15 protein-coding genes and 1 pseudogene are annotated in these 11,915 nt (G+C 69.7%); 9 read left to right on the top strand and 7 right to left on the bottom strand.

Annotation, left to right across the window (positions count from 1 at the left end):
• Positions 1–4 precede the first annotated feature (4 nt).
• Positions 5–697 carry a peptidylprolyl isomerase gene (locus E5F05_RS15275; protein WP_129119505.1) on the top strand — a complete coding sequence of 231 codons (693 nt, stop codon included), beginning with the start codon at positions 5–7 and terminating at the stop codon, positions 695–697.
• 223 nt (positions 698–920) lie between these two features.
• Here the strand turns inward: E5F05_RS15275 and E5F05_RS15270 are convergent.
• The 3 genes and pseudogenes from E5F05_RS15270 to E5F05_RS15260 form a co-directional block, all read right to left on the bottom strand.
• Positions 921–1,576: pseudogene (locus E5F05_RS15270) on the bottom strand (LrgB family protein).
• A gap of 78 nt (positions 1,577–1,654) precedes the next feature.
• The gene (locus E5F05_RS15265) at positions 1,655–2,035 is read right to left on the bottom strand and encodes a CidA/LrgA family protein (protein ID WP_129119503.1); all 381 of its coding nucleotides are present in this window, start codon (positions 2,033–2,035) and stop codon (positions 1,655–1,657) included.
• Positions 2,032–2,733: a 5'-methylthioadenosine/adenosylhomocysteine nucleosidase gene (locus tag E5F05_RS15260; RefSeq protein ID WP_129119502.1), complete on the bottom strand. Its 702-nt coding sequence runs from the start codon at positions 2,731–2,733 to the stop codon at positions 2,032–2,034. Before E5F05_RS15260 ends, E5F05_RS15265 begins: the two co-directional genes overlap by 4 nt.
• Positions 2,734–2,889: 156 nt before the next feature.
• On the opposite strand from E5F05_RS15260, the gene E5F05_RS15255 reads away from it, so the two are divergent.
• The 6 genes from E5F05_RS15255 to E5F05_RS15230 all read left to right on the top strand — a co-directional run bounded on the left by E5F05_RS15255 (position 2,890) and on the right by E5F05_RS15230 (position 6,614).
• Positions 2,890–3,126 (top strand): ferredoxin, encoded by a 237-nt coding sequence (locus E5F05_RS15255; RefSeq protein ID WP_129117913.1) that lies wholly within the window; start codon positions 2,890–2,892, stop codon positions 3,124–3,126.
• A complete protein-coding gene (locus tag E5F05_RS15250) occupies positions 3,123–3,521 on the top strand; it encodes a hypothetical protein (RefSeq protein WP_129119501.1) in 399 nt (132 codons plus the stop codon). The genes E5F05_RS15255 and E5F05_RS15250 overlap by 4 nt, the downstream gene beginning before the upstream one ends.
• Positions 3,518–3,931: a group III truncated hemoglobin gene (locus E5F05_RS15245; RefSeq protein ID WP_129119500.1), complete on the top strand. Its 414-nt coding sequence runs from the start codon at positions 3,518–3,520 to the stop codon at positions 3,929–3,931. Before E5F05_RS15250 ends, E5F05_RS15245 begins: the two co-directional genes overlap by 4 nt.
• A complete protein-coding gene (locus E5F05_RS15240) occupies positions 3,928–4,206 on the top strand; it encodes a cupin domain-containing protein (protein ID WP_129119499.1) in 279 nt (92 codons plus the stop codon). The genes E5F05_RS15245 and E5F05_RS15240 overlap by 4 nt, the downstream gene beginning before the upstream one ends.
• A 52-nt stretch (positions 4,207–4,258) precedes the next feature.
• Complete coding sequence (locus E5F05_RS15235; RefSeq protein ID WP_241687182.1) at positions 4,259–4,933, top strand: Crp/Fnr family transcriptional regulator; 675 nt, start codon at positions 4,259–4,261, stop codon at positions 4,931–4,933.
• A 436-nt stretch (positions 4,934–5,369) separates the two neighbouring features.
• The gene (locus tag E5F05_RS15230) at positions 5,370–6,614 is read left to right on the top strand and encodes a MalY/PatB family protein (RefSeq protein ID WP_129119497.1); all 1,245 of its coding nucleotides are present in this window, start codon (positions 5,370–5,372) and stop codon (positions 6,612–6,614) included.
• A gap of 35 nt (positions 6,615–6,649) precedes the next feature.
• Here the strand turns inward: E5F05_RS15230 and hisG are convergent, their stop codons facing one another.
• Positions 6,650–7,312 (bottom strand): ATP phosphoribosyltransferase, encoded by a 663-nt coding sequence (gene hisG / locus E5F05_RS15225; protein ID WP_129119496.1) that lies wholly within the window; start codon positions 7,310–7,312, stop codon positions 6,650–6,652.
• 13 nt (positions 7,313–7,325) lie between these two features.
• Positions 7,326–8,441: an ATP phosphoribosyltransferase regulatory subunit gene (gene hisZ / locus E5F05_RS15220; RefSeq protein ID WP_342354408.1), complete on the bottom strand. Its 1,116-nt coding sequence runs from the start codon at positions 8,439–8,441 to the stop codon at positions 7,326–7,328.
• Between the two features lie 222 nt (positions 8,442–8,663).
• On the opposite strand from hisZ, the gene E5F05_RS15215 reads away from it, so the two are divergent.
• Together E5F05_RS15215 and E5F05_RS15210 are read left to right on the top strand one after the other, a co-directional pair.
• Positions 8,664–9,236, top strand: a complete 573-nt coding sequence (locus E5F05_RS15215) for a PilN domain-containing protein (protein ID WP_129119494.1) — start codon at positions 8,664–8,666, stop codon at positions 9,234–9,236.
• A 47-nt stretch (positions 9,237–9,283) separates the two neighbouring features.
• Entirely contained in the window at positions 9,284–10,036 is a 753-nt protein-coding gene (locus E5F05_RS15210; RefSeq protein ID WP_129119493.1) for an endonuclease III domain-containing protein, read from the top strand.
• A 6-nt stretch (positions 10,037–10,042) separates the two neighbouring features.
• Here the strand turns inward: E5F05_RS15210 and E5F05_RS15205 are convergent, their stop codons facing one another.
• Positions 10,043–10,825 (bottom strand): TerC family protein, encoded by a 783-nt coding sequence (locus tag E5F05_RS15205; protein WP_129119492.1) that lies wholly within the window; start codon positions 10,823–10,825, stop codon positions 10,043–10,045.
• 124 nt (positions 10,826–10,949) lie between these two features.
• On the bottom strand, positions 10,950–11,720 hold the full coding sequence (locus E5F05_RS15200) for a TerC family protein (RefSeq protein WP_129119491.1): 771 nt from the start codon (positions 11,718–11,720) through the stop codon (positions 10,950–10,952).
• Positions 11,721–11,915 lie beyond the last annotated feature (195 nt).

Raw genomic sequence — 11,915 nt, 5'->3', positions numbered from 1 at the left:
GCCCATGCGCTTTCTGGCCGTGTCCGCCCTCCTGCTCGTATCCGCCGCGTTCGCCCAGACGACTCCGCCGCCTGCCGCTCCCGCTCCGGCGACCTCTCCCGCGCTCACCTTCACCCCCGTCCCGTTCCTCAGCGCCGCGCCCGTCCGCTCCTTCAAGGCCCCGGCCTGGGTGATCGACCCGGCCAGGACGTACCGGGCGGTCCTCAAGACGAACAGGGGAGACGTGACGGTGGAACTGTACCCCCGGCAGGCTCCCAAAGCCGTGAACAGTTTCGTCTTCCTGGCCCTCAACCACTTCTACGACGGCACGCGCTTCCACCGCGTCATCGACGGCTTCATGGCGCAGGGCGGTGACCCGCTGAGTGCCGACGCCGCGCAGAAGGCGCAGTGGGGGACCGGCGGCCCCGGGTACAACTTCTTCGTGGAACTGGACCCCGCCCTCGATTTTGGCAGCGCGGGAGTGCTGGGCATGGCCCGCTCGCAGAGTTACCTCTCTCAGGGCAGCCAGTTTTTCATCACCCTGGCGCCCGCCGACTTCCTGAGCGGCCAGTACACGGTGTTTGGCAAAGTGATCGCCGGGCAGGACGTGCTGCAAAAGCTGACGCGCACGGCGACCAGCAGCCAGAGCGGCGAGACACCCATCAATGGCGCACAACCGGACGTGCTCCAGGGCGTGCAGATTCTGGTGCAGCGGTAAGCAGTCAATTTAGGACTTACGCGAAAAGCGGTCTTTGCAAGCGGCGAAAAACGGGGCTTCCTGCCCTGGGACGGCGGCGCCGTCCACCCCCCTCCCAGCCTCCCCCGCAAGGGGGGAGGGGCTAAAACGCCTTTACGCTCTCTCTTTCTGAATCGCGTAAGTCCTCATCTTTCAGCGAAAGCCTTTCCTGGCTGACCGCTGATGGCTGACAGCTGACCGCTTTTCACCCCAGCACTGCCACCACCAGCGTCACCAGCAGCGCAGCCAGGCCCATGCCGATGCTGCTCGCGGCCCCGGTCCATTCGCCCTCCTCGCGGGCGCGGGCGGTGCCGATGCCGTGGGCGACGCTGCCCACCGCGATGCCGCGCGCCAGGGGGTGCCGCACGCCCAGCCAGGTCAGCACGGGCGGCAGCAGCATCGCCCCAGCAGGCCCGACAGCACGGCGAGCGTGGCGGCCAGGGCGGGGGGTGCCCCGGTGACGGGCGCGAGTTGCAGCGCGACCGGACTGGTGACGGAGGCCGTCATGAGCGACCGCTGCGCCTCCACGCTCAGCCGCAGCAGCCGGGGCAGGAAGATGTCCGCACCCACGCCGACCAGTGTCCCCGCCGCGCCCCCGATCACCAGCGCCCGCCACTCCCGCGCCAGCAGCGCCCGCAGCCGGTAGAGCGGTACGGCCAGCGCCACCACCGCCGGGCCCAGGAGAAAGGAGATGGGCCGCACCTCCGCCGCGTACCCGTCATACGGCGTGTGTGTCAGCAGCAGCACGCCCGCCACGAGGACCGTTGCCACCAGCGTCGGATTCATCAGCGGATGCCGCACCCGCGCCTGCGCCAGCACCCCCAGCGCGAAGGCGAGGAGGGTGAGGGCGACCCAGAGCATGAGGGAAAGCTATCAGCTCTCAGTGGTCAGCCGTCAGTCAGAAAAGGCTTTCGCTGAAAGCTGACGGCTGATAGCTCCTCACTCCCGCACCAGCCGCGCTGCCAGCACCCCCGCCACGCCCGCCCCCAGCAGCAGCCCGGCGAGCATCACCAGCAGCCAGAGTGCCCAGGCCGCGCCCGCCGAGAGGTAATCGACCACGCCGACGGTGGCCGGGACGAAGAGCAGGCCCAGGGTGGCGAGCAGACCGTCGGCGGCGGCCTCGATCCAGTGGAGGCGCACCAGGCGCAGCGACAGCGCCGCCCACAGCAGCCCCATCCCGACCACCGACCCCGGCAAGGGGAGGTGCAGGGCGGTCACCAGCGCGGTGCCGAGCGCGGCGAAGCCGGTCAGCACACCCAGGCCCAGCACGAACCGCACCGGGGCGGGCAGCGTCGCGGTGACGGAGGCAGGACTGCTCATGCGCCAGCGGGTGCGCTCAGGCGGGCCAGCATCCCGCGCACGACCTGTTTGGCGTGACGGGCGACCAGCGGCATGAAGGTCCGGTAGTCCACGTTCGCGTCATGGTCGGCAGTGTCGCTGACCGAGCGGATCACCACGAAGGGCACGCCCGCCTTGGCGCAGACCTGCGCGACCGCCGCCCCCTCCATCTCCGCGCAGGCCGCGCCGAACTGCGTCCAGAGGCGCTGCACGCCTTCCCGCGACGCGATGAACTGGTCGCCGCTCGCCACCCGGCCTTCCAGCGCGCGCACGCCTGCCACCTCCCCGGCCGCGTTCAGCGCGACGGCGCGCAGGCGTTCGTCGGCGGCCCAGGCGGGGGCCTCACCGGGGATGGTCCCCAGCTCGTACCCCAGGGCGGTCACGTCCACGTCGTGCTGGACGAGGTCGGTGCTCACCACGATGTCGCCCACCCGCAGCTCGGGGTGGATGCCGCCCGCCACTCCGGTAAAGATCACGCGGGACGCGCCCGCCACCAGCAGGAAGGTCGCGGCCACTGCGGCATTCACCTTGCCGATCCCGCTCTTGGTGAGCAGCACCGGCACGCCGTCCAGCACGCCGCGGTAGAGCGTCACGCCGGGCCGCTCCAATGTCTCGCGGTCTTGCAGGTCGGCAAGAAGCAACTCGATCTCTTCGTCCATCGCGCCCATGATCGCCAGCATGGGCGTCAGTGTAAGGGGTGAGGGATCAGGGGTCAGGGGTGAGGCATTAGGGAAATGCGGCAGCCGTCAGCTTTCGGCCTTCTCGACAAGCCGCACGCCACAGGCCCCTTGACTCAGGTCATGGTCCTTTCGCAGGGGGCGGGGCAGACTGCGGCCATGCCTCATGTCATCACCAGCCCCTGCATCGGTGTCAAGGACCAGGCCTGCACCGAAGTCTGCCCCGTGGAGTGCATCTACGACGGCGGCGACCAGTTCGTGATCCACCCCGACGAGTGCATCGACTGCGGCGCCTGCGTGCCCGCCTGCCCGGTCAGCGCGATCTTCCCCGAGGAGGACGTGCCTGCGGGCGAGGAAGACTTCATCGTCAAGAACCGCGCCTTCTTTGGGTTATGACGCTGCTCTCCGTGGTTTCTGCCCTGAACGTGCTGCTGGTCGGCGCGTGGGTGGGCATGTACCTCTTCACCACCTTCGTGGTCAGCCCGGCCTTTGCGGAACTGTTCCCCGCTGAGGCCACGCGCCGCGCGCACCGCCGCACGGTGGGCCGCTATTACGCGCGGGTGAATGGTCCGCTGTCGCTCTTGCTGCTGCTCACAGTGCTGGCGCTGGGAGTCATCGGGGGCTTCAGCCTGGCGCTGGGCCTGGAACTGGCGATGCTGCTCCTGATCGCCGGGCTGGTGTCCGGGCACATGCGGCGGGGCGCGCAGGTCCGGCCTCCCGCCTGGCTGACCCACGTCACCCTCGGCGCCAGCGCGCTGCTGTGCGGCCTGGCCCTGGCGGCGCATCTATGACGCAGCCCCTCCCCCTCACCCACCAGGGCGCGCTGTTCGCCCGCCTGGGGGACGAGACGCTGCGGCGGGTGCTGTGGGCCTTTTACGCGAAGGCGACGCGGGACGAGCTGCTCGGCCCGGTGTTCACCCGCAAGATCGGGCCGTTTCCGCGCGCAGGCTGGCCGATGCACATCGCCCGGCTGGAGGGCTTCTGGCGGGCCGTGACGGGTGGCCCGAGCGCCTACCGGGGACAGCCCGGCCCCGCCCACGCCGACCTCGGCATCGACCCCGCGCACTTTGACCGTTGGCTGGCGCTTTGGGAGGAAACCTTGCGCGAACACCTCGACCCGACCGAGGCCGAAGCCCTGTTGACCCTCGCCCGGCGGATGAGGATCACGCTGGAACGCCACGCCACCCAGGAGCCTTCATGAAGCGTGCCCAGCCCCCGCAAGTCCTGGCGACAACAGCGGGGGGCCGTTGCCTCCTCTTTCATCTGGACGCCGGGGAGGGGGTGCCTCCCCACCAGCACCCGCAGGCGCAGGTCGTGATTGCCGTCCTGAGCGGTGAACTGCACGTCACCACCGGCGAGGGGCTCCGTGCTCTCTACGGCGGCGAGGTCATGACGCATGACGGTGACCAGCCGATTGCCCTGGAGGCTGTCCAGCCGGGGACGCAGGTGCTGGTCACGTTGCTGCATGGCGGCTAGCGGAGAAGCCCTCTCCTGCCGGGGTCCCAGCGTGGCAGCATCAGGGGACGTGATGGACCGTGCCGAACTGCTGCTGACCCACGCCCCAGTCTTTCAGGGCGCCCAGGCCGAAGACCTGCGTCCCCTGGCGGCGCTGGCCTCCTTCCGCGTCCTGAAGCGCGGCGAACACCTGTTCCGCGAGGGGGAGGCGCTGGACACCGTCTTTCTGGTGAGTTCGGGCAGCGTGCGGGTGTACCGCCTGGCGCGGGGCGGCACACGCGAACTCACGCTGCACGTGGAAGGCCCACGGCAACTGGTGGCGGGCGTCGCGGCCTTCCAGAGCCGGGCGGTGGCCCCGGCGAGTGCCGTGGCGCTGCAAACGCCCACCGAGCTGCTGTGCCTGCCTGCCGGGACCGTGCGCGAACGGGTCTTCGGCACGCCTGCCCTCGCGCAGGCCGTGATCGCCTACTTCGCGCGGCGTCAGGCCGAACTGCTCACCCGCGTGGAGGGGCTGGTCTTCAGCGAACTCGGGGAACGGCTGGCCGCCTACCTGCTGGAAAATGCCCGCCAGCCCCACGCCCTGCCCACCAACAGCGAACTCGCGGCCCTGCTGGGCACCGTGCCCGAACTGGTCAGCCGCAAGCTGGGCGAGTTCTACCGCCTGAACCTGATTCACCTCGAACGCCGGACCGTGTGTATTACCGATCCGGTGGAACTGGCGCGGCTGGCACAGGGGGAGCGGGAGTGAGGGGTTAGGGATTAGGGGAGAGACTTCAGGACTGACGCGATTCGGGAAGGGAGAGGGTGCGGAGAGCGGTTTTTGCCCCTCCCCCTTGCGGGCTGGGTGATGCGGATGAGTCTCCCATCTGTGCAAAGGATGTGGCTGCTGTTGCCTTTGAGCCGCGCTGGGAGGGCGGTTGCGTTCCCCCCTCCCAGCCTCTCGCGGTGCGAGCTGTACCAGTCCCCCGCAAGGGGGGAGGAGCGAAAAGCGCCGTGTTTGCCGGTGTTGCTTTTTGTATGAGAGAGATACGTGCATCACTCAGCCCCTTGCGGGGGGCTCGCAGAGCTGCGAAGCAGAGGGGGTGAACGGGCTTGGCGGCCGGGGCCAATGGACGACCCAACGACTGGCCTGTTTTGAGGGCAGCCTGGCGGCGGCCACCCCCTCCCCGGCGTATCCTCCCCTCATGACCGATCCGCAGCTTCCCGAACTGACGCCCGACGTATCCGGTGCTGACGCTTACGGCACCCTCGACCCCGCCGCGCTCCGGCACGCGGACAGCCTGAAGTGGAACAAGTACGAGGAAGGCGTGATCCCGCTGTGGGTGGCCGATATGGACTTTCCGGTGGCGCCGCCCATCCTCGCGGCATTGCAGGAGCGGCTGACACGCGGGCTGGGGTACCACTTGCAGGGCGGCCCGGCCCTTCAGAACGCGCTGCGGGCGAAGCTCGCCACCCAGGGCCTGACCGAGCTCCCCGAGGACGGCCTCAGCTTCCTGCCTGGGGTGGTGCCGGGCCTGTACGCGGCAGTCGCGGCCCTGACCGAGCCGGGCGAGCCGGTGCTCACCATGACGCCGATCTACCACCCCTTCCACCTCAGCATCACCGAGCAGGGCCGCCGGGTGGCCGCCGCGCCGCTGCGCGAGGGGACAGAAGGCCACCTGGCCCGCTGGGAAATCGACTGGGACGCAATGGAAGCCGCCGCCCAGGGCACCCGCCTGCTGCTGCTCTGCCACCCGCACAACCCCACTGGGCGCGTGTGGGACGCGGAAGAACTGGTCCGCCTGCGGGACTTCGCGCTGGCGCACGACCTGTACGTGGTGTCGGATGAGTTGCACGCCGACCTGCGCTACACGGACGCGCCCTTCGAGTCCTTCGCCGCCGACCCGCGTGTGCGGGGGAAGACCCTCACCCTGACCGGACCGTGTAAGGCGTACAACACGGCGGCCCTGGGCATCGGCGTGATGGTGGGGCACGACGCGGCACTGGTGAAGCGGGTCCGGGGCGCGGCGGGAGGCCTGATGGGGCACCCCTCCGCCCTCAGCGCGACGATGTGGCTGGCGGCGCTGCAAGAAGGCGGCCCCTGGCTGGCGGACACGCTCGCCTACCTGCGCGGGAACCGGGCCGTGCTGCACGCCTTCCTCGACGCGCGGCTGCCCTGGGTGCGCGCCACCGAGCCGGAAGCGACCTACCTCGCCTGGCTGGACCTGCGCGCCCATCCCCGTGCTTCCTCCATCCAGAACTTCCTGCTGGAAGAGGCGCGCCTCGGGGTGCACGATGGCCCCCTCTTCGCGCCCGACGAACTCAAGGGGCGTTACCAGGGCTTCATCCGCCTGAACTTTGCCACCAGCCGCCCTCTCCTGATTGAGGCGCTGGAAAGGATGGCGGACGCGCTGGGGGCGGAGGTGCCCGCAACGGTGGAGAGCCGCTGACTGACAGGGCGGTCAGCCGGACCGACCGCGCGACACTACACGTCCCCGGTTTCCCCTGCCTGACCGCTCCCCACCAGTTCCCGCAGCCGCTCGATCAGGGGCCGCAGCCTTGATCGCCGCAGCTTCAGCGCCGCGCGATTCACGATGAGGCGGGCGCTGGAGTGGTACAGCACGTCCACCTCTTCCAGATGGTTCGCCCGCAGCGTGCTGCCCGTCTGCACCAGGTCCACCACCGCGTCAGCCAGGCCGGTCAGCGCGGCCAGCTCGATGTTGCCCGACAGCTTCACCACCTCGGCGGGAATGCCGCGTGCCGCCAGATACGCGCGGGCCGAACGCGGGTACTTGGTGGCGACGCGCCCGATGGGACCGTTGGCCCCCACCTCCCGGATCATTGACAGGTGACAGGCCGCGAAGCGCAGATCCACCGGCTCGTAGACGGCGCGGCCCGACTCGATCAGCACGTCCTTGCCGACGATGCCCGCGTCCGCCACGCCCAGGTCTACATAGACCGGCACGTCCTGATTCCGCAGTTCGAGCACGGTCACGCCCGGGAACTCGTGCCGGAGCGCGCGGGACTTCTCGGGGAGGGTAAGGGGCAGCCCGGCTTGCGCCAGCAGGGCGACGGCATCTTCCAGAATACGGCCCTTCGGGAGGGCGAGGGTGAGGTGGTCGGGACTGCGGGGCGGCGCGGGCGTCATGCCGTCACCTCCGTCAGCGTGTCCCCCTGGGCCCAGCGGCGGATACCCCGGCGGGCGCAGTAGGCCAGCAGTTCCTCGCGGTCGTCCGTCCAGGCGAGTTCGGCCACCATTCCGGCGGCGCGGGCGGCCTCTGCGCCGATGGGATCGAGGGCCAGCACCACTTCCGGCTCGGGGGCAACTTCGCCGCCGTGACCTCCGTCAGCCGCTCCAGCCCGATGGCGAAGCCCGCGCCCGGCAGTCCCCCCAGGTCGTAGCGTCCGCCCCCCAGCACCGGCTGGTTCAGGCCCTCGGCGTAAGCGCGGAAGGTGATCCCGGTGTAGTACCCGTAACGGCGGCTGGCCCCCAGGTCGAACAGCAGCCCCGGCTCGCAGAGCGCGGATACCGCTTCCAGATACGCCACCGCCGCTCGCGCTCTCGCCCCGCGCGCCAGCGCCGCCGCCTGCGCCAGCACCTCCGGCCCGCCGTACAGGTCGGTCAGGGTGTGGAGGGTGGCGGTCACCTCGGGGTTCAGGCCGTGTCGGGCCGCGAGCAGGTCCACGTCCGCGCCGCTCTTGCGGTCAATTGCGTCGTGAAGGGCGTTCCGGGCGGCGGCAGGCAGCCCGGCGTCCTCCAGCACGGCGTCCACGAAGCCGGGATACCCCACCTCCATCACGGCCTGCACGCCCACCGTTTCCAGCGCCCGCGTGCCCAGGCGCAGCAGTTCCGCGTCGGCTTGCGGCGTCGCCACGCCGATCAGCTCCACGCCGACCTGGTTGAACTCGCGCAGCCTTCCCAGTTCGCTGGTCAGGGTCCGCAGCCACAGCCTGCCCCCGTACTGAAGGCGCAATGGAAACGGCCCCTCGGGAAAGCGCGCCCGCACCAGCCGCCCGACTGCGGTGGTGAACTCGCTGCGGAGGGCCAGCACCTCCCCGCCCGTGTCGATCAGCTTGAAGGCCCGGGCATTCTGAGGATGACTCTCGGCGGCGAACTCCAGCGCCGGGACCTCCACGCCCCGGTAGCCCCACGCGGCAAAGACGCCTGCCAGCCGCGTCCGCAAATGCTCGCGCCAGGCCCACTCGGGCGGCAGCACGTCGCGGGTGCCCTGGGGAACGGCGCGGGACAGGGTGGCGGGGCGGGAGGGGAGGCTCACGGGGGCATTAAAGCACCGGGGCGGGGGGCGTGTGGCCTGGAAAGCTCTCAGCCGTCAGTGGTCAGCCAGACAGCAGCGCCAGTCCATCCTGGGGCTCGCTGACTCTCGCGGTGCAGGCTGTCCCAGTCCCCCTCTCCTTCGGAGCTTTCAGCAGCTCCCCTAACGCCTCACCCCTCTCTGCTGATCGCTGACGGCTGACCGCTGAAAGCTATACTCCTCCCCATGCGCCGCGCCGCCCCTGCCCTCCTCCTGCTCGTGCCCCTGCTCGGCGGCTGCACCCGCACGACCGACACCTTCAAGCCGCGCATCGTGGTCACCAGCCCGGACGGCGGCGGCGTCAGTCGGGCGCGCAGCTTCACGGTGCAGGGGTACGCGCTGGACGATCAGGGCGTCACGCAGATCACGGTGGACGGCAAGGCCATTCCGATCAAGCCCGGCAGCCGCAAGATCGCCAATTTCGCGTTCCAGACGCAGCTCAAGGACACGCGCAGCGAGTACACCATCACGGCGCGTGACAAGGCGGGCAACGAGAGTACGCTGGTGCTGCCCGTCGCGGTGGACAGTGTCCCGCCCGCCATCAAGGTCACCCGCTTCGAGCGCGACGGCAACGTGATCCGCGTGACCGGCGTCGCCACCGACAACGGCCGGGTGGCGCAGATCAGCGTGGACGGCAACCGCCTGAACATCACGCCCGGTACGCGGGTGGACTTCTACGCCGAGACGAGCGGCAGCTACGCGGACATCCAGGTCACGGACGGGGCCGGAAACGTCACCAAACTGCGTGCGAGGCAGTGAGGCTCGCGGCCACAGTCTCCCGCGGGGCCGCCCGTTAGCCTGACGCGGTGCCGCGCGTCCCCTCCGCCCCTCGCCCACCCCGGCTGACCCCCGCCCAGGAGGTGCCGCCGCCCCCGCACCTGCCGGAGATCACGCGCCGCCTCGCGGCCACCTACCTGCCCACGCCGCTCACCCCGCATGTCAGCCGCGAGCCGCTGGACGACCTGATCCGCATCATCCTGGCGCAGCAGAACACCTCGGCGCTGACCCGGCGGCAGTTCGAGGCGCTGAAGGCGACCTACCCCGTCTGGGAAGCCGCCCTTGCTGACGGCCCGGACGGGGTCGAGACGGTGTTGCGCGCGGCGGGCGGCGGCCTGGCGCGAACGAAGGCCGACTACATCTGGAACGTGCTGCACCGGTTGGAGGAGACGCGAGGGGACCTCAGCCTGCGCGTCCTGCGGACCATGAATGACGCGGATGCCCGCGCCCTGCTGGAGTCGTTGCCGGGGGTGGGGATGAAGACGGCGTCGCTCCTCCTGCTGTTCGACCTGGCCCGCCCCGCGATTCCGGTGGAGAACAACATCCACCGCGTCGCTGGACGGCTGGACCTGATCCCCGCCCGCTGGAACATCCTCAAGGCGGAACGCTGGTTTGACGAGGTGCTGCCGCGCGACTGGGTTACCCGCGCCACCTTCCACGTCTCCGCCATCCGGCACGGACGGCAGACCTGCCTTTCCCGGCGCCCCCGCTGTGCGGTCTGCGTCTTGCAGGACCTCTGCCCCTCGGCGGCGCTCTTCCTGAACGGTGAGGCTGAGGCTTGAACGCCTCTAGCGCCGTTCCCGCTCGCTGGGTGTGGGGGGCGCCACCCCCGCTTCCTCCAGCCGTTGCCGGAGCACCGTCCGTGCGGCCCGCACCGTGTACAGCATCACCACGCCCGAGAACAGCATCGTGAAGTAGATAAAGCCGCGCGGGACTTCCACCCCGAAGGCTTCCCCGACCAGCGTCATGCCGATCAGGAGCAGGAAGGCGGCGGCCAGCAGCTTCAGCGGCGGGTGTGCGTCCATGTAGCGCGAGATGGAGCCGCTGGCGGCGATCATCACCCCCATCGCCAGCACGACCGCCGCGATCATCACCGGGAGGTTGCCGCTCACACCGACCGCCGTGATCACGCTGTCCAGGCTGAAGACGATGTCCAGCAGCGGAATCTGGAGAATCACGCCCGCCAGCGTCACGCGCGGGGCGTCCGGTTCCTCGCGGCCCAGCGGATTGCGCGCCATGTTGGACAGCTCGCGCACGCTCTTGACCATCAGGAACAGGCCGCCCGCCAGAAGGACGAGGTCGCGCACGCTGAGGGCCTGCCCGAACACGCTCAGGACCGGCGTGGTCAGGCGCGTCAGCCACGTCACGCTGGCGAGCAGCGCGATCCGGGTGACCACCGCCAGCGCCAACCCCAGGGTCCGGGCGAACGCCTGCTGCTCGCGCGGGAGCCGTCCGGCCAGCAGCGTGATGAACACGATGTTGTCGATGCCCAGCACCAGTTCCAGCAGGGTGAGGCTCAGCACGGCGACCCACGCTTCCGGCGTGCTGAAGGCGGACAGGAAGGCAGCCATAGCGTGAGCCTACGCCCCGCATCCAGCGGTTGCCTCTGCGGGTTCCCTCACGGTTGCCGCCCTGCGCGCTGGCATGGCAAAGGGGGCGAGCGCCCGCAGGCCCGCCCCCTTGCCCCATTGCCGCTCAGCTTGCGTCCGGGTGCCGCTGCGTCTCGTGCAGGTCCACCGGCCTGCCTCGGCGGGCGCGCATGTTCAGCAGTTCGACCAGGATGGCGAAGCCCATCGCGAAGTAGGTATAGCCCTTCGGGATATGCAGGCCAAAGCCGTCCGCGATCAGGTTCACGCCGATCAGCAGCAGGAAGGCCAGCGCCAGCATCTTGATCGTCGGGTGCGCCTGCACGAAGTCCCCGATGGGCCGCGCGGCGACCAGCATGATGCCCACCGTCACCACCACCGCGCACACCATCACGCCGATGTCGTCGGCCATCCCGACCGCCGTGATCACGCTGTCCAGGCTGAACACGATGTCCAGCAGCATGATCTGGGCGATGGTCGCCGCGAAGTTGGCGGTCCCCTGGTTCACCACGTTCGCCTCGTGGGTGCCGGGACCTTCGAGCTGCTCGTGCATCTCCTTGACGGCCTTGTACAGCAGAAAGAGGCCGCCGAGAATTAGGATCAGGTCGCGGCCCGAAAAGCCCATGCCGAAGGCGGTAAACAGGTCGTCTTGCAGGCGGTAGATCCAGGTGATCGAGAACAGCAGCGCCAGCCGCATCAGCATGGCCGCGAGCAACCCGACCGTCCGCGCCCGCTGCTGCTGCTCGGGCGGCAGCTTGCCCGCCAGGATACTCAGAAAGATCACGTTGTCGATGCCGAGCACCACTTCCAGCAGGAGCAGCGTCCCGAAGGCCAGCCACGCTTCAGGCTGACTGACCCAGCCAAACAGGGATTCAATCACGGAAAACTCCAGGTCAAGGGGTCAAGCGTGGGAGACAGACCAGGCCTCCCACGTCAGGATGGACCGCCGACGGCGGCAGAAAGACCGGGGAGTGACCCCGCAGCGCACCTCACCGGGCGCGTTACGCCTCATGCTCCGGGAGAAGTTGTGCACGAATCTTAAATGTCAGATGAAGGGCCTTAATGTCCGCACGTG

The sequence above is a fragment of the Deinococcus metallilatus genome (assembly GCF_004758605.1).
Lineage (GTDB): Bacteria > Deinococcota > Deinococci > Deinococcales > Deinococcaceae > Deinococcus > Deinococcus metallilatus.
The sequence above is the reverse complement of the archived record's forward strand: the minus strand, read 5'-3'. Positions and strand labels throughout refer to the sequence as shown.